Raw genomic sequence first — 22,740 nt, 5'->3', positions numbered from 1 at the left:
ATAACTCAATCATATAGAGGATACAAGCAATGTTAAAATCCAAAAAAATAAAACAATTTAGTCTCATTATTTTACTTCCTTTATTAGGAATATTACTGATGTTTGTTTCTCCTAAACAGACCCATGCAGATATTTCAATCAGCGGATCAACTTATCATGTTACTAATGGTAACGATTTATGGAATCTATTAAGCGATAGCGATAATTATTGGAGTGGAACTAGTTCATGGATCAATCCAAAACCATCCCATACTCCCCCAACTGATCTTACCATTGCCGTTGATGGTCCAATTACACTACCAAGTAGTAATCCAAATTTATATAGTGGATTAACCAATGTAACAGTTGACTTTCAAAACCAACCTTTCTACGTTGAATCAGAAAATGGTTCTACAATAAATGTAAGCAGTAACTCACAAGCTAGCAAGTTAAACATAAAAAACGTTAATATCCAGTCACCAGCCGGACAAAACGATAACCGTGCCTATTATGTATACCAACCTGATGGTTCTAAGCTTACACAGTTTTGGCCTCCACTTAGTAGAAAATACGAATTCTATACTACTAGTAACGGAATCTTATTCTCAGCTAATTCTAGTGGTGGAGCAACCGCTACAAATCCAACCATTATTTATACCAATGTTAATTACAACTGTCCTGGTGATTTAACTAATAATCAACCGCTTACTACTAATGCAATTCCCGTGGAATTTCAGGGAAATAATAACTTCACCACAGGGACCACTGCTAATCAATTAGCCCAAATTCCTAATATAAAAGTAACGTCTGGAACCACTACGATGTCCGGAAATGGGATTAATGCATTTTCTTACGGACTAATTAATCCTACCAATAACCAAGCCTTTCCAATCAAGGTATCGAATGGAGCAACGTTAAACATTAATAATAACTCTTCAAGAAGTCAGATGTTTAATTTTAATCATTCCAGTAATCCCCTTCAAATCAATAACTCTGGAAGCTTAAACCTTAATAATAATGGAAACTCCAACGTATTTAGTAACGGCGTAACTGGAGTTGATTTAAATAATAATGGACAAGCTAGTTTAACAGCAACTACTTCAATTTTTAACAGTGCAACTATGGGAACTGCTCGGGTAAATATGGACTTGGCATCCGGTTCCCAAACCTTACTTGCCTCTAAAAATAATGCCCCCTTCTCTAATCAAAGTCCTTGGGGATCAGGAAGTTTGCTTAAATTCCACCCTAACGCTAAATTCTTATCATATAGTGGAATGACATATTCAGCTGGTGGATTAACTAACAATAAAAATTCTGATATTCCAGTTGAATTTATTGGTACAGGCTCTGGCTCAAATGGCTATAAAACTAATCAATTTCCTAATAATGTTGATTCTTATAACAATTTAACCCCGATTTCAAGTAGATTTAATCCAGCTAATACGGTTATGAGTTCTAGTGACCTAACTAATTTCGATGCCAACGCCCTTACCTTAGCAGGGCAACTCGCATTCACTGATACTAGTACAAAAAATTATTATTGGGAATATTCACTTGATAAATTGCCAGTTCAAGCTGGCTTCCTTGCCCGGACAAGTGGAGATAACTTGAATTTCAACGTCATTGATTCACTTGCAAATGAAGCTAAATTCAAAATTAATGCGGCTTATACGCCTAACCAAGCTGGGCAACCATTTACAATGTGGTTTGTTAACCAAAAACAACAAACTCAACTCAATCAAAACGCTCAAACTGTTTTAAGCAGTGATCAAATGGATAAAAATGGATCTAATTATCAAAAGGCTTTTACAAACGATCAAGGATTGGTCATTAAAGCTGATAATAAAGCCAAATCTGGTCAATATTCTGGAGTAGTTGATTGGACGCTCTTAAATGGAATTTAATTGAATCAACTTAAATCAAAAAGAGGAACCTAAAAAATATTTAGGTTCCTCTTTTTAATTATTTTAATTTATACAAGATATATTCCATATCATTACCTTGCGAAATTTGTGAATGATGCGCTCGCATTGCATAGTTCTGGTTTAAGGCTTTTAAGCCCCGTCCGTAAGCATTTTTCTGATAGGTAGTTTCAATTTGATGCTGTAAATTACGATTAGAAGTCGACTTAACACAAATCACTACCCATTTGACTTTGCGTTGTTCAATGGCAGCTGCTGCAGTATCCATCATTTCGGGTAATTTATGATAAGAAATATTGTTACGTTCAAAGAAATGAATCGTTGGATAAGCACCAGAAGTAGTATAGAATCCATTTTCCAAAAAACCAAAGGCAAGCAATGTTGGTCGTCCACTACTTTCCTGCCGCATAATTCGGCCAAATTCAATTTGAGCAGAACTAGTACGATGTTTTTCGCCTATGCTAGATGTGATGGCTGGATTATTCGGAATAAAGCGCGAAAATTGTAAATTTGAGTTTACTGACAAGGTCATACATAAAGCAAATAACCAAGTAAAAACAAACACACTCTGCCATTTTTTAAAGGCTGATAATTTTAACTTGTGGCTCAAAGCAATCATTAAGAGCACGAATAAAACCAAAATGTAAGGAAAATATGCTAACAAATAATATGGGCCAAACGTTCCCCCACATAACGCTAACAGAGCATTGGTAAACATCATAATCATTAATAGGGATTTAATCTGCCATCCCGCCAAAATTTTACGACTAAAGAAAACAAATAATAAGCCTAAAACAATGACGAATGTAATCACTGGATTACTGAAAAGTAATAACTGTACAAAGGTCCAAAGCGACGTAGCTAGTCTTTCAAACCAAGTGCCGTTGACCGATCCATAACGAAAAATATTAGTATAGAAGTAAACGTTAAAAAACGGTTTAAGTCCGTGGACCATCCCAAAATAAATTAGCCAAGGAATGGTAGTGGTTAAAAAACCTAACCCACTTGGCCAAATTAGATCACGCAGATTACTCCACTGACGCTTAATTGCGTATAACAAGAACATAAATATGTAAAAAGCAATCCACGATCCCAGTAACGTATATTTAGAAAAAAATACTATCCCTACCAAACCACCTTGAAAATACCAAGTCCATTTGGCAATTGCAAAATGATGCTGATGAGCTTTCAAACTAACATAGATTAAGGATAACATCGCTGGATATATAAAGAATTCAACCGTGGCCCCATATGAGTAGTACGGTTCCATTAATACAAATACGGGCGCAAATAAAGCGATGACCACAGCCACTTTAGTAGACGAAAATAACTTTCCAATTTTAAAAGTAATCCATAAAATTGCAAACAAAATTGCAATTTCAAAGATTGCCGATCCTAAAAAAGTATGAAAGGAAATTAATGATGCTAATCCATATAACAGATAAACATAGGGTCCCTTTTGTTCAAAAACATCCTTGTATGGTACAAAACCATGCATCATGGCTTTTCCAACGGTCATATAGTTATTATTATCACCAGAATAGTTAAACTCATAAACTGGTGAACTATAGGAAAGTAGCCCGATTAAAACCACACTTAATAATAAAAACATTCCTATCACTAAAAAACTTGATTTTTTTTGCATTTTTTCAATCATTTTTTACACCTTTAATTTCAAAAATAAAGCAGTCCTTTTTATAAAAGACCACTTCTATAAGAATTATGCTTTTTTAAATTGGTGTCAATAGCTTTTAGCTTAAAATTTAAGGTTGAGCGCTAGAATTAAACCAAAAATCAAAAATGTCCCCATTAAAATCAAAATATCAACTCGGTTCCATTTCATTTGGCGTAAATGGGTTCGATGTTTCCCATCCGTATAGCCTCGTAAAATCATCGCAGCCGCTAACTGTTCGGCGCGACGAAAGACACTCATAAATAATGGAATTAAGATGGCAAGGTTAGTCCGAATTTTTTTAATTAAGGTACGTTTTTGAAAATTAACGCCCCGCGCTTTTTGGGCATTACGCAGATTGAGAACTTCATCAGTTAAAGTTGGGACAAAGCGGAGTGCAATTGCGGCTACCAACCCGATATCATCAAGGTTAACTCCGACAAATTTTAAGGGAGAACACATCCCTTGAATTGTTTGAGCAATCTCAGCGGGATCAGTAGTCATTAAATAAATTGTCAAAATTACAATCGCAATTAAGAAACGCAAAAAGGCTAAAATTGCAATCTGCACCCCAAAACTTGAAATGGTAAAAATTCCCCAATGCCAAAAAATGGTGCCCCCTTTACTAAATAGGACTTGGATTATTGAAGTTAGCAAAATCATATAAATAAAAAATTGCGTTCCTTTAAGAAAAAAATGCCACCCAGCTTGAGAGTTTTGGATTATAATCCCACAGACCACTAATAAAATTACAAAACCCAACCAAATATGGTTAAGAAAACTAGCAATGATTAATAATACTGCTGCAATTAATTTCAGACGTGGATTTAAACGATAAATCAAACTCGTCCCCGGAAGATATTGACCAAAAATAAAATTACTCATGGTTAACCTCCTCTGGTTTAAATTGCTGCAATAACTGCTTGATTAATTCAGAACTTGTAATGGGCAATTTGTTGGTAAAATGCTGTCCTTGCATTACTTTAAGGTAAAATTGAGCAGCTTCTGGTAATTCAACTACTGGCTCAGTAGCAGAAAATAAATCAGTCGGATTGGTTTCACGAATTACTGTTCCATTTTCCATGACCACCACCCAATCGGCAAATTCGGCCACATTTTCCATCGAGTGGGTCACCATAATAATGGTCATTCCCCCTTGAGTTTGTAGTTCTTTCAGTAACTTCATCAAACTTTGATTTCCAACTGGATCTAAACCCGCACTAGGTTCATCTAAAACTAACACTTCTGGTTCACAGGCTAAGACGCCAGCTAAAGCAACGCGCCGCATTTGTCCACCTGATAGTTCAAAGGGTGAATGTTCCAATAAATCCGTTCCAATGCCTACTTTGGTTAACCAAGTTTGCGCTAATTGCCGAGCTTCTGCTTCTGATTTTCCAAAATTCAGTGGCCCAAACATGACATCTTGTAAGACCGTTTCCGCGAACAGTTGATTCTCTGAAAATTGAAAAACCATCCCGACTTTTTTCTGGACATCATTAAGCTGTTTGCTTTTAGTGTAGCGGTCAATTAGTTGATTGCCAATGACAATTTCCCCAGCTGACGGTAACTCTAATCCATTCAACAATTTAATTAAAGTCGATTTACCACTTCCTGTTTTCCCAATCACTGCGGTAAATTGGTGCTCAGGAAAAGTTAGCGTCACGTTTTTTAAGGCGGTAAATTCCATCGGACTATTTAAATGATATGTATAGTCAACGTTTTTTAATTTAATTTCCATAATTGCTTAATTAACTCCTCTTCCTTTAAATATTCCTCAGGAAAGTCAAAAGCTTGTTGGACTTGATAAGATAATGGCACACTTAAGCCGCATTGCTTTAGTAGTTTCGTTTGCACATAGATTTGTCCTGGTGTTCCTTGAGCCACAATCTCACCCTGATTTAAAATCACAATTTGATCAGATAGTTTTGTCTCATTAATATCATGAGTAATTTCTAGAACCGTGGTGCCCTGTTCATCATGAAGTTGGTGAACCACTTTTAAAATTTTACTGCGCGTTTTTGGGTCAAGCATACTAGTTGCTTCATCTAAGATAACTAAATCGGGCTGTTGTGCTAACACACTGGCTAAAGCCACTCGTTGTTTTTGTCCACCTGATAATTGATTAGGCGCTTGATTAAGAAAAGCATCCATCTCAACTACTTTTAGAGCATTCATCACTCTAGTTTTCATCTCTTCAGTTGGCATTCCTTGATTTTCTAACCCAAAAGCCACATCGTCTAAAACGGTTGAACTAACAAATTGATTTTCGGGATTTTGAAAAACCATGCCAATGTGGGAACGGATGTCATTTCCATTACTTTCGTTCATCTTTTTACCGAATACTTGAATCGAAATACTGGGCTCATCTAACAGACCAACAATTAACTTGGCTAAGGTTGATTTACCACTTCCGTTAGCTCCAATTAAGGAAACCCATTCCCCTTGATGAACGGTTAAATTAAGCTTTTTCAAAATCGATTGGGTTTGATTAGGATAATGATAGATTAAATTTTTAATTTCAATTACTTTTTTATTCATGCTATTCCCCTGCTAAATAAAGAGCACTTCATTTTTTGAAGTCCTCTTTATTTTACCATTTTGTTATTTAGATTGGCGGTGCTTTAGAAGTGGTAAACAAATTAAAGGAACGACCACAGCTGCTAAAATGGTTTCTGGAATACTATTAGTCCCAACCGCCGTCATTAAAACTTTAATAATTAAGCTTGGATCACTAACCCCATAAGCATGAGCAACCGAAGGAGTCCGATAGAACGTTGCTATCATCCCGAGCACCAGAACGGCATTAGTCAAACTACCAACAATTGCCGTAATCACTAATGTAAATGCTGGTTTTAACTTAGTTTTCGTTAAGCCAATAAACAAATAACCAGCTACAACTCCAATCAAAATCCGCGGCAAAATTGAAATGATCGGATTCGTAAAAATTAGTGGTTGAACCGGACTGGTGGGGGCAGTAAAGGCTTTTATAAAAGATAACAAGCCCCAAACACCACCAACAATTCCCCCATCAACGGGTCCTAGCATCACGGCAGCGATAATCACAGTAATGTGAATGGTCGTTAAACTAAGTGGCCCAACTGGAATATAGCCAAATAACGGCACGAAATTTTGTACAATGATAATTGCAATAAATAAAGCCAAAATTGAAATACGATATGCTTTTGATTTTCTTAACACAAGTCATTTCCCCTTTGAATTAATAATCAAATTATACGCTAAAAATCGAATCATTTTCTGCTTAAATTGATAAGCTTACGTTTGTCACGCTTTTTATCATAACAAATTATGCAATTTGTAACATCAAAGAAAGTCATTGTGCTAGAATAACGGAAAAACGTGGAGGCTTTAAAATGGAAAAATTAAAAGAATTACAAAAGTATGTTAAAAATCAAAACCTAGACGTTGCTTACATTAGTAACTATGAAGATGTCCAATATTTTACGGGGTTCGGTAGCGATCCAATTGAACGAGTCTTAGCATTGGTAGTTTTTCCCGATGCTGATCCATTTCTATTCGCCCCAGCCCTTGAAGTCGAAGACATTCAAAAATCAGGTTGGCCCTATGAGGTCTTTGGCTACTTAGATCATGAAAAGCCCTTCGCGATGATTGCCAATCACATCAAAAAAGTTAAGCCTAATCCAGTTAACTGGGGCATTGAAATGAACAATTTAGTCGTTGATCGTTTACAGGCCTTGGAAAAAGAATTTCCAACTGCTAACTTCAAGCATGATTTAACCAGTGAAGTTGAACGGCTTCATTTAATTAAGACTCCTGATGAAATTGAAAAACTTCGGGCTGCTGGTCAAGAAGCTGATTTTGCATTTAAAGTTGGTTTTGAAACCATTAAGCCGGGAATTACTGAAGCTGATGTTGCTGCTGAAATTGAATATCAATTAAAAAAACGTGGTGTCATGCAAATGAGCTTTCCTACTTTGATTCAAGCCGGAAAACATGCTTCTCAACCTCATGGTGATACAAGCACTCGTAAAATTGAAGATCATGAATTAGTCTTACTTGATTTAGGGACGGTTCATGACGGTTACATTAGTGATGCTAGCCGAACGGTTGCCGTTGGTAAATTAAACGATACTCAAGCCGATATCTACAAAGTTTGTTTAGAAGCTCAATTAGCAGCGCAAGCAGCCGTTAAACCAGGAATTACTGCTGCTGAACTAGATAAAATTGCTCGGGATATCATTGAAAAAGCAGGTTATGGCGAGTACTTTATTCACCGACTTGGTCACGGAATTGGGATGAGTGAACACGAATTTCCTTCAATTATGGAAGGAAACGATTTAAAATTGGAAGAAAACATGTGTTTCTCCCTTGAACCCGGAATTTACATCCCTGGCGTGGCTGGTGTTCGAATTGAAGATTGTGTAAGAGTTACCAAAGATGGATGTGAACCATTTACCCATACTGCCAAAACATTACAAACCGTTTTTAAATAACTAGTAAAAGCTGACTTCGGTTGGCTTTTTTTAATAAAAAATTATGATAAATTTATCACAATTTGATTGTGTAAAAATTAACAGCATGCTACAATCATTTATGTAAACGATTACAGAAGAACTCAAACGAGGTATATTTAAATGAAAGTTATTGTAGTAGGTTGTACTCACGCTGGTACTTTTGCAGTTAAACAAACGATTGCTGATCATCCCGACGCAGATGTGACTGTATATGAAATGAATGATAACATTTCCTTTTTATCATGTGGAATTGCCCTTTATTTAGGGAAAGAAATTAAAAATAATGATCCCCAAGGACTATTTTATTCAAGTCCAGAAGAACTAAGTACCCTTGGTGCTGATGTACAAATGCGTCACCAAGTTACTAATGTTGATCCTGATGCAAAAACAATTAAAGTTAAAGATTTAGTTACCAATGAAGAAAAAGAAGAATCATATGACAAATTAATTATGACAACTGGTTCACAACCAACGATTCCTCCAATTCCAGGAATTGATAGTAGCCGAGTTTACCTTTGTAAAAACTATAATGATGCCCAAAAATTATTCAAAGAAGCACCCAAGGCTAAAACTATCACCGTAATTGGTTCTGGTTACATTGGTGCCGAACTTGCGGAAGCCTACTCTAACCAAAATTACAACGTTAACTTAATTGATGGTTCTGATCGAGTACTTTACAAGTACTTTGACAAAGAATTTACTGATATTTTAGCAAAAGATTATGAAGCACACGGTGTTAACTTAGTGTTGGGCTCAAAAGTTGCTGCTTTTGAAGAAGTTGCAGATGGTATTGTTACCAAAACGAATGACGGCCAAGAAGTTAAATCTGACATTGCCATTCTTTGTATCGGTTTCCACCCTAATACCGAGCTTCTCAAGGGTAAGGTTAAGATGATGGATAATGGTGCAATTATTACAGATGAATACATGCACGCATCTAACCGCGATATTTTTGCTGCCGGTGATAGTGCTGCAGTGCACTACAATCCTACTAACTCCAATGCTTACATTCCCCTCGCTACCAATGCTGTTCGTCAAGGAATGCTAGTTGGTCAAAATTTAACTGAAGATAAAGTTAAATATATGGGAACCCAATCATCATCTGGACTTAAATTATATGGTCGGACTTATGTTTCAACTGGAATTAATACTGCTTTAGCAAAGGCCAATCACTTAAAAGTTAGTGAAGTAGTAATTTCTGATAACTACCGTCCTGAATTTATGTTATCAACTGACGAAGTTTTAATGTCACTAGTCTATGATCCAGAAACTCGAGTTATCTTGGGAGGAGCCCTTTCAAGTATGTATGATGTTTCCCAATCTGCTAACGTTTTATCAGTATGTATTCAAAATAAAAATACAATTGATGACTTAGCAATGGTTGATATGTTATTCCAACCTCAATTTGACCGTCCTTTTAACTACCTAAATATTTTAGGACAAGCTGCTCAAGCACAAGCTGACAAAGCAAATAAATAATTAAAAAAATGACAAAGTTAAACTTAAACCCTTAACTTTGTCATTTTATTGTTTTATACTGTTTAAATTGTTAATTAATAGGAGGACACATATGTTTAAAGCATATCGCAACTTTTGGAATAACATTTTCAACTTTAGTGGAACAGCAACTCGTTTAGAATTTTTCGTTCCCTTCCTTTTCAACTTTGCCTTAGCAATTATTTTTGCTTGGATCATTGGCTTAACGGCTGGATCTACATCAGGCCAATTCGTAACGTTTATTTATACGATTGTTTTCGCCTTAGTTTGGGTGGGAAATATTTCAGTTACAGTTCGTCGCTTACATGCCTCTAACCACTCTGGTTGGTGGTTTTGGATTCAATTTGTTCCCATCATTGGTAACATTTGGATTTTCATTTTAATGATTTTACCTAATACGGCAAATCGTCGGAACTAAGTTGATTTTTTAGAGAAAAGAGAAAGGCTGATGGCCTCTCTCTTTTTTGTATGTGATTATTTAAGCCCTTCAATCATGAGCTTTTTATAAATTTCAATAAAATTAAAGTACATTTCTTCAGTAATATATTCGTTAGAACTGTGGAGTGATGAATTTCCTGGTCCAAAAATTATCATCGGAAAATCAGTTGGTTTTTTAACTAAAAATTTAGCCGCGTCAGTCGTATAAGACCCACCAAATAAAGAAATCTTTTCCTTAGTGACTTCTTCACCAATCTTTTGGCCAAGTTTAATTAATGAATTATCTTTATCTCCATCAACTGGTGGCAAATTCATTAAAATTTCCATGGCAAATTGATATTTAGGATCCGTTTTTTCTAATTTTTTGATGGCATCTTCAATAATTCGAATAACTTTTTCGTTATTAAAATCGTCAATGGTCCGCGAATTCAATTGAACTTCAGCTGTTCCTGGAATTGAATTAACTTGGGTTCCACCCTTCATCACGGTAAAGTTAAATAAAAACTTTCCGGTTTCAGGATCAGTATGTTCAACGTCCCCAATTTCTTGATTAATGAGGGACAATAAATCTAACATATTTTGTAAGGCATTGTTTCCTAAATCGGGCATCGAACTATGTGCAATTTTACCCATCGCCTTTAACTGAATGTCTAACGAACCTTTGTGGGCATAACAAATTTTGTACCCCGTTGGTTCTCCGATGATTAAACCATCGACGTCATCCATAAAACCTTGTTCCGTTAATTGTTCGGCACCAAATTCACCAACTTCTTCACCTAAAGTGATTAGCAGTTTAATGGTTCCCTTAAAAGGAGTTTGACTTTGCTTCAATTCAATCAGGGCAATTATCATTGCGGCAACACCACTCTTCATGTCGCAAGTTCCCCGACCATATAGTTTTCCAGCAATTTCAGTTAATTCAAAAGGATCTGTATTCCAATCACCGACCGCATCAACAACATCTTCGTGTCCACTAAAAGCTAAAACTGGCTGCCCACTACCAATTTCAGCGACTAAATTAGCCCGGTGTGGGGCATATTGGACTATTTCTGATTCAATCCCATATTTATCTAAAAAGGCAGCTAAATATTCTGCAACTGCTTCTTCATTATCGTTCACTGAACGAATTGCAACTAAGTCAGCTAGCAGCTTAATTTTTTCATTTTTATTCATTACATTTCGTCCTTTCGTTGTAACAAGAATACATGAAATTAATGAAAAAGTAAATTTGTTTCAATCAAAAAAGAGTAAATCACGAATGATGATTGTGATTTCACTCTTTTTTCATTTAATTTAAATAATCAATTAGCTTTTGATTATCATTATACTGATTAGATAATTCAATTTCTTTTCCAAAATTATCATAAAAACGACCAGTTTGCTTTTGATATGGTTCATCAAATAATAAGTGACTCACAATTGTCACTACATTTTCAGTTAATCCCCTGGTATATGGCATTAAATTACTTTTTACATCTCCAGGATAAAAACTATTAACTATGGTTTCACTAGCTTTAAATTGGTTTGCTAAAAATTTCATTAATAATGTTTTATGCGTTAATTCCCAAGCAATCATTTCTAATGTATTATTTTGTTGCTGACAAATTGGTAGTAACTTAATTGCACTGGGTCTCCCTGTCACAATTAAGATTTTACTTTGCTGTAAAACAGAGATTAAATTTTCAACTAACTTGTAATGACTTAAAAGATTATTTTGCAGATTTTGGGTAGCATTAACGGGATAAACCCCATGACATAAGATTAAGCCGTCAACTTTACTAACTAGTTGTTTAATTTTTTCAGCTACTAATTTAACTTGACTAGGATCTGCTAAATCACTTTGAAGAAACTTAACTCGTTGACCAAGCTGGCTTTTAACTAGTTTTCCTTTTTGTAAACTTCTTCCAATCAAAATTAAATTTACATCCTGATAGTTTAATAAATCTTTAGCAATGGCTAATCCAACTCCTGAAGTCCCACCGGTTATTACAATATTTTTATTCATTATCATTTACCATAATTTTAGCTAAATTTTGTAAATTAACTTTAAAAGCATGTTTAATAACTGGCCTAAACAATGTAATTGGCAAATTAATTTCATTGGTTAAAATGAACTCTTCAACAATTATAGTATCATTATTTTCGGAACAAACCTTAAACGCCAAAACATATTCAATTCGACCACCCGTACTTGTGTAAATAACTTGATCACCTTCAACTTGTCTTGAAAGTATTTCGTTGTGATTCACGGCAGCACTGTTTCTAGTAATCGAAACAGTATTTTCATCTATTTCTGAAACTTTTACATCTGGAATCCATCTAATTAAATCACCTAAGTTAGCTAATTTTTCAATTACTTGCTGCGGTTCAACTGGAATAAAAACTTCATTTTCAACTATCGTTTTCATAATGACCTCCTTTAATGATTGAGGTCAGTTTATCCAATCTTTAAAATTAAAGATAATTAGAGTTCTTATATTTTTTTAAAAATCTTTTCACCAAACAAAGAACTTAGCATCTTTTCACGTGCTTGTGCTTCTTTGAATAAAACAGTTTGATCAGTTTTTGCAGCTGCTAAAGCTAGGAGGTAATATGCATTAGCTAACATATAATGAGAATTATATTCTGTCGCAAAACTAATTAATTTATCAATTAAGGTAATGGTGGTTAAATAATCTTTTAATTCGTATTTACTTAGTGCTGCTAAATAATAAATAACAATTTGATCTTTATTAAATCGTAAATCTTTCATCCCAGTTAAAGCTTCGTCAATATAATTATTCATCTTGTTAGGCTGATTTTGTAAACTAGCAATATAAGCTAATGATACTTTCACAAGTCTAATTAACAGTTCTGATTTTTCAGAATTGGTTTTTGCAGCTAATGATAGTTTTAAATTCCGAATTGCTTTTGATAAATCCCCCGTTGTTTGTAAAATAGCAATTGCTAAATAGTAATAATATGCTTGAGTTTGTAAATCGTTATCAATTAAATTTTGCGTTTCTTCGCTGATTAGCAATTGGTATAGTTTTTGATATTGGTGAGTATTACAAAAGTTTTCCATCTGTTGGTTAACTTCATGTTTGCTACTAATTGAAAAATTTCCATCTAAATTAATCTCATTTAAACTTACATTTAATCTTTGTAAAATTTTCATTAGAATAATTCCATTAGGGATATATTTATTATTTTCAATTGCTGAAATCATTGGTTGCGTACAAATGTCAGTTGCAAGTTCTTTTTGAGAAAGATGCTGCTTTTTCCGTTGTACTTTGATCGTTGTTCCCAAATTAATAGTTTCCACGATTAAGTTCCTTATTAGTAATTATTTTTTAAAATCATAATATTAGAAAAAAGCCTCAATAACAAGGATTTAACGTTATTGAGGCTTTTATTATTTAATTGCGTTTTTCATTGTTCTTGCATATTCCGTTAATTTAGCTGGAGCTTGTTTCCCATTTTTATCAATTAAATCAACAATTTGACTACCGACAATCACGCCATCCGCAATTTCGCTCATTTCTTGTGCTTGTTCAGGGGTGTGAATGCCAAAGCCAATTGCAATTGGCGTATCGGTGTAACTTTTAATGTTATCAGTTAAAGCTTTTAAATTAGTTTTAAATTCATCCCGCGTTCCCGTAATCCCAGTTGATGAAACTACGTAAATAAACCCAGTCGCTCTTTGCGCAATCTTTTCAATTCGTTCTTGCGAAGTTGGTGTAATCAATTGAATTAGATCTAAATGATATTTTTCAATACTGGGCAATAATTCACCCTGTTCTTCAAATGGTAAATCAGGTACAATCATCCCACTCACATTTAAGTCCGCACAGCGACGACAAAATTCATCGTAGCCCGTTTTAAAGATCAAATTAGCATAAGTTAAAAATACCAATGGCACAGTAGACTTTTCTCGTACTCGACGGATAATTTCAAAAACATCATCGGTATTAACTTTTCGGTCTAACGCCCGTTTGTCAGCTGCTGCAATCACGGGGCCATCCGCGACTGGATCAGAAAAGGGAATTCCAATTTCAATTAAGTCGGTCCCACCCTTTGCTAACGCTAAAATATTCGCAACGGTGGCTTCAATGCTCGGGTCACCAGCCACCACAAACCCAATAAACGCTTTTTGGTTCGCAAAAATTTCACTTAGTTTACTCATTGATACCTACTCCTTTGTATTTGGCAATTTGGGCCACGTCTTTATCACCACGACCAGAAATGGTACAGATAATAATTTGATCTTTTCGCATCTTTGGTGCTAATTTTTGCACGTACGCAATGGCATGGGAACTTTCAATAGCAGCGATAATTCCTTCTGTTTTAGCAATGTATTCAAAGGCTTGGACGGCTTCTTCATCAGTAATTCCAACATATTGAGCTCGTCCAGATTTTGCTAACGCAGCATGTTCCGGTCCAATTCCAGGATAGTCTAATCCAGCTGAAATTGAATATACTTCATCGATTTGGCCATCTTGATTTTGTAAAAATTTAGATTTCATCCCGTGAAAAACTCCATCGCTCCCTTTTTCTAAGGTAGCCGCATGCTGACCAGTCTCAATTCCTTTTCCCGCTGCTTCACAACCAATTAATTGCACATCTTCATCGGCAATAAAGTCAGCAAAACTCCCAATCGCATTACTTCCTCCACCCACACAGGCAACAACTGCATCAGGTAATTTCCCCGTTTTTGCTAAAATTTGTTGTTTTGCTTCTTTACTGATGACACTTTGAAAGTCACGGACCATTAAAGGAAACGGATGCGGTCCCACAGCTGAACCTAACACGTAGAACGTATCTTCTACGTTAGCCACCCAAGCTTGCATCGCCGCATTCACGGCATCCTTAAGGACCATTGAACCACTGGTAACTGGATGAACATGTCCACCTAATAATTCAATCCGAAAAACATTTAATTTTTGGCGTTCCGTATCTTCTTTCCCCATATAAATGTCACATTCCATGCCCATTAATGCAGCAATCGTTGCCGTTGCAACTCCATGTTGCCCTGCTCCAGTTTCTGCAATTAGCTTTTTCTTCCCCATTCGTTTAGCTAATAAAGCCTGACCAATTACGTTATTAATCTTGTGCGCTCCGGTATGGTTTAAATCTTCCCGTTTTAAATAAATTTGCGCCCCGCCTAAATCTTCTGACATATGTTTAGCATGGTATAAAAGTGAAGGACGGTTAGCATAATTGTTTAACAAATCATGTAACTCTTTTTGAAATTCTGGATCATCTTTGGCAGCTAAATAGGTCTTTTCAATTACGCCTAATTCATGCATCAATGTTTCTGGTACATATTGTCCGCCATAAATATCATATTTTCCCGTTTTTTTAGTCATTATTTTCTCCTATAATTCATGTACTAGGTTCGTGAGTGCTTGCATTTTTGCTAAATCTTTCTGGCCGTTCGTTTCGGTACTACTCGAAACATCGACCACCACTGGTTTGACCATGGTTACCGCTGTTTTAACATTTTTTACATTAATTCCCCCAGATAAATACTCTGGTTTACTTAAATGATGGGGACTAAACGTCTTGGGTGCTAACCCCCGTCCCTGGCTATCATCAAACATGACATAATCAGCTGCGGCGTCAATGTGGTTTTTATCAGTAATTACTTGAATTAGTTGTCCGTGTAACTGGTGAATCATAGTGGCTAAACCATCTGGTAGTTTTCCATAATACTGCACTTGACTAATTATTTGCTGTTCTAAAGCAGCTTTAATTATGTCGGAACTTTGCTTGACGTAGACCCCGACCGAAATTATTTCAGGGTTTAAGTGCTGCCGTAATTTTTGGGCCGTAGTTGCATCAATTTGCCGTTTACTGGGGGCAAAAACAAATCCAACTAACTCTGGTTGTACTTGATTAACCTTTTCGACATCGGCTAAAGTCTGGATGCCACAAATCTTAATTTTAACCATTAGCTAATTCCTTTAACTTTGCGTCTTTATCATCCGCTAGCATCATCGTTTCTCCAATTAAAGCGCCGTTTACTCCCAGGGCTTCCAGTTCGGCAATTGCTGCATGAGACTTAATCCCACTCTCAGAAATAAAGAGAACCTCGTCTGGAACCAAGCTGCGTAACTGTTTAGCATTATCTAGATTAACCGTAAAGTTTTTTAGATTTCGATTGTTTATCCCAATGATTCGTGCCCCAACTTTAAGGGCACGTTTAATTTCATGTTCATTGTGGGCTTCAAAGATTGCGGATAACCCTAGTTGATTAGCTAACGCAAAATATTCCTGTAATTGCTCATCAGTTAAAATGGCACAAATTAGTAGAATCACGCTTGCTCCCGCGGCTTTGGCTTGATAAATCATATATGGATCAATGGTAAAATCTTTGCGTAAAACCGGTAGCGTTACTTCAGTGGTCACTTGTTGTAAATCAGTTAAAGTCCCTTTAAAGTAGTCGGGTTCTGTTAAAACCGAAATTGCAGTCGCCCCCGCAACTTGGTAAGCTTTCGCAATTGCTGCAACATCAATATTAGTTTTAATATCGCCTTTCGATGGAGAAGCACGTTTGATTTCACAGATAAAACTAATTCCTGGTTGACGTAATTTTCGTTCAAACGGAAAGTCCGAATTAATTTGGTCAAAATCAATTTGTTGCTTCAGTTTTGCTAGCGGCAACTCTTGCTTGGCTTTTGCAATCCGTGCCCGCGTTGCTTTCGTCAAATCATCTAAAATCATGATTACTCCTCTACTTGATTCGTCGCTACAATAAAATCTTGTAACTTTTGGGCAGCTTTCCCAGTATCAATTGTTTCAGTGATGATGTGCATGGCTTCAGCTAAGCTCAATTCTGGTTTTACAATTTGAATCGCACAGGCTGCGTTTAAGACGACCACATCGCGTTTTGGACCACGTTTCCCATTTAAAATAGCTTGCGTAATTGCCGCGTTTTCTGCTGGGGTTCCCCCAACTAAGTCTACTGGTTGACAAAGGGTTAACCCTAATTTTTCGGGATTAATTTCACCAGTGGTAATTTCATGCTGATGTAACTTGGCATATTTAGTGGTCGTCGTTAATGTCACCTCATCTAATCCATCGTTTCCGTGGACGACCATGGCATTCGTCACACCTAATTGATCTAAGACGTGAGCCATTGGTTCAACTAATTTTTCATCATTCACACCCAGTAATTGATAACTAGCTCCAGCTGGATTAGCTAGTGGTCCTAAATAATTAAAGATAGTGGGAATTTGCAAATCCTTACGAACCGGAGCGACAAAGCGCATGGCTTGGTGATATTTTTGGGCAAATAAGAAACAGATGTGATTATCAGCTAAGCTTTTTTCGGATTGGACTGGACTAACCATTAAATTAACCCCCAAGGCTTCTAACACGTCAGCGGCACCACTTTTACTACTAGCTGCCCGATTACCGTGTTTGGCAACGGGAACCATTTCCGTTGCTGCTACCACAATGGCCGCTGTCGTAGAAATGTTGAACGTATTGGCTTGATCGCCACCCGTTCCCACAATTTCAAGCACGGGATGATTTGGTTTAATTTGCGTCGCATGTTTTCTTAACGAAGTCGCTGCCCCAGAAATTTCAGGGATGGTCGCCCCTTTCATAGATAGTCCCATTAAAAAGGCGGACTTTTCGATTTCGCTAGCTTCATCATTCATGATTTCGTCTAAAACCCGTTCTGCTTGGTTAGCAGTTAAATCTTGGTGCTTACTTAATAATTCGATTGCATTTTTAATCATTTTTCTTCTCCTACTAATTTATAAGTGATCTTCATTCATTAATTAGTAGTTTTGCCATCGTCTCATTTCCATTTTTCCCACTCCTTTAATTTTAAATACAAAAAAACCGCCCATAACTAACGATTAGTTAAGGACGGTTTCCCGCGGTGCCACCTTGAATTTGAGTAAAAATACGGTATCCAAAAATGATATCGATTTTAACCCACACTTAGCAGAGGACTAACATCCTCCCGACAACTGACGTATGTCTGAACGTCAAACCATACTCGAAAATCTTTCAGGTTTGCCCTCGATGGTCCATTTAACTAACTGCGTTCGATTGCCATTCTCAGCACCGGCAACTCTCTGGGCGTGCACATTAGTTTTAATCTCCATCTCAATGGTTTCTTTTGGGTCGTATTTAATTTTTATTAATCATAACCAGTATATTTAATCCTGTCAACCATTTAATTTATTTTTTTATTTTAGTTGACACTTTTGGTTTTATGTTTTAATCTATGGAAAATAAATTAAGCAGTTAACCGTCGATAACTTATGACCGAGTTATCAAAACCGTTGACGTGGAGATCAAGACTACGATGCCTTTTAAGAGAGCTGATGATGGTGGGATATCAGTAAGAAACAAGTAGTTAAATGGACCACTGAGGGCACTAATAAAAGCTTATGCTGATTACCTAGTGACGTGTTGGAATACGTAAGTTTCCGGAGGAATGTTAGTTCCTTGCTAAGGCGGAAATTAGTCTTTTTGGCTAATTTCAATTAAGGTGGCACCGCGGATAAATTGTCCGTCCTTAACAATCATTTGTTATGGACGGGCTTTTTTTATCCAAAATTTTAGGAGGTCATCTCATGACAAAATACGAACAACACATTTTACAATATCAAGATTCCCAGTTCTCCCCTAGCAAAATTATGGCTAGTTTGCGGATGCAAAAACAAGATGGTTATCTCTTAGATATTAATAATCAAACTACTTTGGAATCCACTAAATTAATTTATTTAGGACTTCACCCGCAACTAAAAATTACCTACAAAGCTGGTGTCATTAACACGAATCAAGAAGTTAAACCCGGTAAACTAAAACCTTATTTAGAAAAATTAATGAGTGACTATCAGTTTGATAATCAAGCAACCCCCTTACCTTTTTCGGGAGGACTAGTCGGTTACCTTGCCTACGATTACGTCAAAGATAACATTCCTAATTATCCGAAAGTTGCTAATCCTTTTAACTTAGATGATGCGGCTTTCATGTTATTTACGGAAGTGATTGCTTTTAACCCCGAAACTAACCAAGTCACCTTAATTCAAAATCTGCCAAGCGGAACTCAACCAACTTTGACTGCTTTAAAAACTGAATTAACTAACTTACAAGCGCAATTCATTGACTATCCAGAGTTAAACATCACCAAATTATTAACCCCTAAATTTAAAAAACCCACTTATCAAAAATTGATTCACAAAACCATTGAACACATTTATCGCGGTGATATTTTCCAAATGATTTTATCTAATCCTTTGCAAGGTGAAGCAACTGGAGATTTATTGGCACTCTATCAACAACTTCAGGGAACTTACCATTTTTACTTTAGTTTAGGCGATTTTCAAACGGTCACTGCCTCACCAGAAACTTTATTACGAAAAATCAAGACTAATTTAGCAACCTTTCCACTGGCAGGAACTCGTCGTCGGGGCAAAAATAAAGCCGAAGATCAAAAATTTGCGAATGTATTACACACTGATCCCAAAGAAATTGCCGAACATAATATGCTCGTTGATTTAGGCCGCAATGATTTAGGCGCTGTGAGTCAATTCAATTCTGTTCACGTAACGGAGCATATGGTCTTAAAGAAATATCAACAAGTTATGCATTTAGCATCGACGGTGGAAAGTCAAATTTCCCCTGATAAATCAGCGTTAGATGCCCTAAATGCCGTTTTCCCTGCTGGTACCTTATCTGGGGCACCAAAAGTTTCCGCAATGAAAATTATTGGGAACTTAGAGCAACAGCATCGTGGAATTTACGGTGGAACCTTTGGATATCTTGATTTTAATGGGGACTGTGACTTCGCGATTGGGATTCGCCTAGCTCACAAAAAAGGTAAACATTTAACGGTACACTCCGGAGCAGGAATTGTCGCCGATAGTATTCCTGACCACGAATATCAAGAATGTTTTAATAAATCGAGAGTGATCGTAAATGGATTACGAAAAACAACTAAAACGGAGGTGTTAAATCATGATTCTCTTAATTGATAACTATGACAGTTTTACCTATAACTTATACCAACTCATCGGTCAGTTTACTCAAGCCATTAAAGTCATCAAAAATGATGAATTAACGGTCGCAGAAATTAAAGCCCTCCATCCGCAAGCTATCATTCTTTCCCCGGGACCCGGAAATCCCGATGATGCTGGAATTAGTTTAGCCGTCGTGCATGAACTCCAAGGCCAAATTCCGATGCTAGGGGTTTGTATGGGACTCCAAGTAATGATTCAAGCCTTAAACGGTCAGATTGTCCCTGCTAAACACCTAATGCATGGTAAAACTTCCGTCCTGGAGTTAGATAATCAGAGTGTTTTATTTAAAGATTGCCCGTCAACTGGAACGGTGGCCCGTTATCATTCCCTAGTCGGTGAAATTGCGACGCTTCCCGCTGAATTTCACATCACCGCGGTTGATAAAAATCATGAATTAATGGCAGCTGAAATTCCAGCTAAACAATTGTATGGTGTACAGTTCCATCCTGAATCAATCTTAACTGATCCCGCATTGGGTAAAAAAATCATTAGTAATTTTTTAGCAACTATTTAAAAAAATAAATGATAGGCATTTGACCGCCCATCATTTATTTTTGTTTTTTATACAATCTGTTCATTTTAAAATTCACTTGTTTTAAAATTATAAACATATTATGATTAGATTACAAGAAATCAATTCAGAAAGAGATGTTTGCCATCGATAAAAAATACATCGTCAATAAGGAATTACTCCCGACTATTTTACCGAAAGTTGTCGAAGCCTATAAATTATTAGATTCTGGCAAAGCCAAGAGCATCAGCAGCGCAGCCCAACAAATTGGGATTAGTCGTGATGTAATTTATAAATATCGGGGGCTAATTTCCGATTATGACGATAGTGAACTAAGTAAAAAGATCATTTTTAGTGTGCGGATTAATGACCAATATGGAGTTATGAGTAAAATTCTAACCGTTATCTCCAAATATGATGCCAGCGTCATTACCCTTAATATGACTCTTCCCATCCACAAGCAAGCCGTCATTAATTTTACCATTGATACCCATCAACTCCGTGATTCTTTCCACGAAATGCTGGATGAAATTAATGATTTACCTGAAATCATCAACGTTAATTTAATTTCCGCTGAATAATAAGCGTCCTTCTATCACAGAAGCACGCTTATTTTTTATTCTAAATATTTGATAATTTCTTCGACTACTTCCTGCGGATTTTTCTGGTCAGTTTGAACCACAAAATCAGCGCATTCATGATAACGGCCATTGCGGTCATGTTTTAACTCAATCAATTCTGCGGCAGTTTTAGAACTTGCAATCGGTCGACCGGCTTGATGACCTAACCGCTTTGCAATGGTGTCGTCTGAAATCTCTAACAAAACTACAGGGACATCTAAGTTTTTGACGTGACTAGCACAATTATCATTGATGATGGTTCCCCCACCAGTGGCTAAAATCCCATCAAAGTTAACTTGTTGTTGTAACATTTTAAATTCTAGTTTTCGAAAATAAGGCTCGCCTTTGGTTAGAAAAATATCATGAATTGATGAATTTTCATAATCCATAATCACTTGGTCAAGATCACGAACTTCTAAATTTAACTTTTGCCCCAGTAATTTACTAATCGTTGATTTTCCACTGCCCATGAAACCAATTAAAATTACCTTCATGTCTTATCTCCTAACTAACTGATATTGCTTCTCTAAAATACTTGCGGCTGCTGTTAGCTCTTTTTCATTACTAAAAGTTAATTGTAGAATTCCATTGGTATCTTCGCGAATTTCGCGAATCTGTAAGTTAACTAAACCAATTTTGGCCTCAGCTAACAGACTCGTAATTTTGGCTAATTGCCCCACTTGATCAGGTAAATCCAAAAATAAATCAAAAAAGCCAGTCGGTGCCGTGGGTTGTACGTTTAATTTATCGCGACTAGTTTTGGCGGTTTGAAAATAATCTTTCAAATAGGCTTCATCACCACTAGCTAAATGTTCCCGTAAAGCTTTCAAAGTTGCTTGATAATCATCTAATTGTTGTAAAATTACCGCTTGATTGTTCATTAAAATAGCATTCCACATTTCTGGGTCAGCAGAGGCAATTCGCGTAATTGATTTAAAACCACCTGCCGCTAAATTCATGCCTAAGGGTTCATTTTGAAAAGTTAAATTAGTTTGATTAACTAATCCAGAAGCAATGATATGCGGTAAATGACTGATTTGTGCCACAATTTTATCATGTTGAACTGGACTAACCGTTAGCCATTTAGCTTTCGTGCCCGCTAAAAGCCAGTGGAGTTTTTGCTCAGCTTGTTCATTGCCATTACTTACCTGAAAATAAAAGGCGTTTTCAAATAAATTTGCTTTTCCAGCCGTGACTCCTGTTTTATGTGATCCAGCCATCGGATGGCCACCGATAAACGTAATTCCATGTTTTGCTAATCCCTGAGCTGCTTGCATAATGGTTTGTTTTGTACTTCCAACATCCGTGACAATTACATCTTTTTTGAGCGGTAAGTTTTCTAACGTCTGCATATCTGCAATGATTTGAGAAACTGGAGTGGCTAAAATAATAAAATCCGCTTGAGTTGCTTTGGCTAAATCAGCTGAACTTTCATCAATTAAATGATGATTCAAAGCATAATTAACACTACTTTGATTTTGATCTGCACCAATCACTTTTATATCAAGATGGCTAAGCTTAATCGCCCGAATTAAGGAACTACCGATTAACCCTAAGCCCTTTACAAAAACAGTTGTCATTTT

The 22,740-nt window shown here is 36.3% G+C and carries 23 protein-coding genes and 1 other annotated feature; of the genes, 7 read left to right on the top strand and 16 right to left on the bottom strand.

Annotated features, from left to right (window positions below; translation table 11 throughout):
* Positions 1–29 precede the first annotated feature (29 nt).
* Positions 30–1,883 carry a cell surface protein gene (locus ACEPSS_RS05510; RefSeq protein WP_395318124.1) on the top strand — a complete coding sequence of 618 codons (1,854 nt, stop codon included), beginning with the start codon at positions 30–32 and terminating at the stop codon, positions 1,881–1,883.
* 58 nt (positions 1,884–1,941) lie between these two features.
* Here ACEPSS_RS05510 and ACEPSS_RS05505 read toward each other — a convergent pair whose 3' ends face one another.
* From ACEPSS_RS05505 to ACEPSS_RS05485, 5 genes are all read right to left on the bottom strand, one after another.
* Positions 1,942–3,558, bottom strand: coding sequence for an ArnT family glycosyltransferase (locus ACEPSS_RS05505; RefSeq protein ID WP_395318122.1), 1,617 nt, complete (start codon positions 3,556–3,558; stop codon positions 1,942–1,944).
* Between the two features lie 99 nt (positions 3,559–3,657).
* A complete protein-coding gene (locus tag ACEPSS_RS05500; RefSeq protein ID WP_395318120.1) occupies positions 3,658–4,458 on the bottom strand; it encodes an energy-coupling factor transporter transmembrane component T family protein in 801 nt (266 codons plus the stop codon).
* Positions 4,451–5,311, bottom strand: a complete 861-nt coding sequence (locus tag ACEPSS_RS05495; RefSeq protein ID WP_395318118.1) for an energy-coupling factor transporter ATPase — start codon at positions 5,309–5,311, stop codon at positions 4,451–4,453. Before ACEPSS_RS05495 ends, ACEPSS_RS05500 begins: the two co-directional genes overlap by 8 nt.
* Positions 5,296–6,111, bottom strand: a complete 816-nt coding sequence (locus tag ACEPSS_RS05490) for an energy-coupling factor transporter ATPase (RefSeq protein ID WP_395318116.1) — start codon at positions 6,109–6,111, stop codon at positions 5,296–5,298. Before ACEPSS_RS05490 ends, ACEPSS_RS05495 begins: the two co-directional genes overlap by 16 nt.
* 63 nt (positions 6,112–6,174) lie before the next feature.
* The gene (locus ACEPSS_RS05485) at positions 6,175–6,771 is read right to left on the bottom strand and encodes an ECF transporter S component (protein ID WP_395318114.1); all 597 of its coding nucleotides are present in this window, start codon (positions 6,769–6,771) and stop codon (positions 6,175–6,177) included.
* Between the two features lie 173 nt (positions 6,772–6,944).
* On the opposite strand from ACEPSS_RS05485, the gene ACEPSS_RS05480 reads away from it, so the two are divergent.
* The 3 genes from ACEPSS_RS05480 to ACEPSS_RS05470 all read left to right on the top strand — a co-directional run bounded on the left by ACEPSS_RS05480 (position 6,945) and on the right by ACEPSS_RS05470 (position 9,981).
* Positions 6,945–8,045, top strand: a complete 1,101-nt coding sequence (locus tag ACEPSS_RS05480) for a M24 family metallopeptidase (protein ID WP_395318113.1) — start codon at positions 6,945–6,947, stop codon at positions 8,043–8,045.
* 141 nt (positions 8,046–8,186) lie between these two features.
* A complete protein-coding gene (locus tag ACEPSS_RS05475; protein ID WP_395318111.1) occupies positions 8,187–9,545 on the top strand; it encodes an FAD-dependent oxidoreductase in 1,359 nt (452 codons plus the stop codon).
* 91 nt (positions 9,546–9,636) lie between these two features.
* A complete protein-coding gene (locus ACEPSS_RS05470) occupies positions 9,637–9,981 on the top strand; it encodes a DUF805 domain-containing protein (RefSeq protein ID WP_395318109.1) in 345 nt (114 codons plus the stop codon).
* 56 nt (positions 9,982–10,037) lie between these two features.
* On the opposite strand, the gene ACEPSS_RS05465 is transcribed toward ACEPSS_RS05470, so the two are convergent.
* The 9 genes from ACEPSS_RS05465 to trpD all read right to left on the bottom strand — a co-directional run bounded on the left by ACEPSS_RS05465 (position 10,038) and on the right by trpD (position 17,728).
* Positions 10,038–11,174, bottom strand: coding sequence for an ArgE/DapE family deacylase (locus tag ACEPSS_RS05465; RefSeq protein WP_395318107.1), 1,137 nt, complete (start codon positions 11,172–11,174; stop codon positions 10,038–10,040).
* Between the two features lie 115 nt (positions 11,175–11,289).
* On the bottom strand, positions 11,290–12,006 hold the full coding sequence (locus ACEPSS_RS05460; protein ID WP_395318105.1) for an SDR family NAD(P)-dependent oxidoreductase: 717 nt from the start codon (positions 12,004–12,006) through the stop codon (positions 11,290–11,292).
* Positions 11,999–12,409: a hypothetical protein gene (locus tag ACEPSS_RS05455; protein ID WP_395318103.1), complete on the bottom strand. Its 411-nt coding sequence runs from the start codon at positions 12,407–12,409 to the stop codon at positions 11,999–12,001. The genes ACEPSS_RS05460 and ACEPSS_RS05455 overlap by 8 nt, the downstream gene beginning before the upstream one ends.
* Before the next feature lie 65 nt (positions 12,410–12,474).
* The gene (locus ACEPSS_RS05450; RefSeq protein ID WP_395318101.1) at positions 12,475–13,305 is read right to left on the bottom strand and encodes a helix-turn-helix transcriptional regulator; all 831 of its coding nucleotides are present in this window, start codon (positions 13,303–13,305) and stop codon (positions 12,475–12,477) included.
* Positions 13,306–13,395: 90 nt separating this feature from the next.
* Positions 13,396–14,166 (bottom strand): tryptophan synthase subunit alpha, encoded by a 771-nt coding sequence (gene trpA / locus ACEPSS_RS05445; protein ID WP_395318099.1) that lies wholly within the window; start codon positions 14,164–14,166, stop codon positions 13,396–13,398.
* Entirely contained in the window at positions 14,159–15,349 is a 1,191-nt protein-coding gene (trpB, locus tag ACEPSS_RS05440; RefSeq protein WP_395318097.1) for a tryptophan synthase subunit beta, read from the bottom strand. Before trpB ends, trpA begins: the two co-directional genes overlap by 8 nt.
* A 9-nt stretch (positions 15,350–15,358) precedes the next feature.
* The gene (locus ACEPSS_RS05435) at positions 15,359–15,934 is read right to left on the bottom strand and encodes a phosphoribosylanthranilate isomerase (protein WP_395318095.1); all 576 of its coding nucleotides are present in this window, start codon (positions 15,932–15,934) and stop codon (positions 15,359–15,361) included.
* Entirely contained in the window at positions 15,927–16,706 is a 780-nt protein-coding gene (gene trpC, locus ACEPSS_RS05430) for an indole-3-glycerol phosphate synthase TrpC (RefSeq protein WP_395318093.1), read from the bottom strand. The genes ACEPSS_RS05435 and trpC overlap by 8 nt, the downstream gene beginning before the upstream one ends.
* Positions 16,707–16,708: 2 nt before the next feature.
* Positions 16,709–17,728, bottom strand: a complete 1,020-nt coding sequence (gene trpD, locus ACEPSS_RS05425; protein WP_395318091.1) for an anthranilate phosphoribosyltransferase — start codon at positions 17,726–17,728, stop codon at positions 16,709–16,711.
* 546 nt (positions 17,729–18,274) lie between these two features.
* Positions 18,275–18,524 (top strand) — a binding site (T-box leader).
* Between the two features lie 53 nt (positions 18,525–18,577).
* Here trpD and ACEPSS_RS05420 point away from each other — a divergent pair.
* The 3 genes from ACEPSS_RS05420 to ACEPSS_RS05410 all read left to right on the top strand — a co-directional run bounded on the left by ACEPSS_RS05420 (position 18,578) and on the right by ACEPSS_RS05410 (position 21,118).
* Positions 18,578–19,981 (top strand): anthranilate synthase component I family protein, encoded by a 1,404-nt coding sequence (locus tag ACEPSS_RS05420; protein WP_395318089.1) that lies wholly within the window; start codon positions 18,578–18,580, stop codon positions 19,979–19,981.
* Positions 19,965–20,540, top strand: coding sequence for an anthranilate synthase component II (locus ACEPSS_RS05415; protein ID WP_395318087.1), 576 nt, complete (start codon positions 19,965–19,967; stop codon positions 20,538–20,540). Before ACEPSS_RS05420 ends, ACEPSS_RS05415 begins: the two co-directional genes overlap by 17 nt.
* A gap of 134 nt (positions 20,541–20,674) precedes the next feature.
* The gene (locus tag ACEPSS_RS05410; RefSeq protein ID WP_395318085.1) at positions 20,675–21,118 is read left to right on the top strand and encodes a hypothetical protein; all 444 of its coding nucleotides are present in this window, start codon (positions 20,675–20,677) and stop codon (positions 21,116–21,118) included.
* A 35-nt stretch (positions 21,119–21,153) separates the two neighbouring features.
* Here ACEPSS_RS05410 and ACEPSS_RS05405 read toward each other — a convergent pair whose 3' ends face one another.
* Both ACEPSS_RS05405 and ACEPSS_RS05400 read right to left on the bottom strand, forming a co-directional pair.
* Positions 21,154–21,651, bottom strand: a complete 498-nt coding sequence (locus ACEPSS_RS05405) for a shikimate kinase (RefSeq protein ID WP_395318083.1) — start codon at positions 21,649–21,651, stop codon at positions 21,154–21,156.
* A 3-nt stretch (positions 21,652–21,654) separates the two neighbouring features.
* Positions 21,655–22,737 (bottom strand): prephenate dehydrogenase, encoded by a 1,083-nt coding sequence (locus ACEPSS_RS05400; protein WP_395318081.1) that lies wholly within the window; start codon positions 22,735–22,737, stop codon positions 21,655–21,657.
* Positions 22,738–22,740: the final 3 nt, after the last annotated feature.

Source organism: Fructilactobacillus frigidiflavus (assembly GCF_044054575.1).
Classification (GTDB): Bacteria; Bacillota; Bacilli; order Lactobacillales; family Lactobacillaceae; genus Fructilactobacillus; species Fructilactobacillus frigidiflavus.
This window is presented reverse-complemented; position numbering and strand designations above follow the sequence as displayed.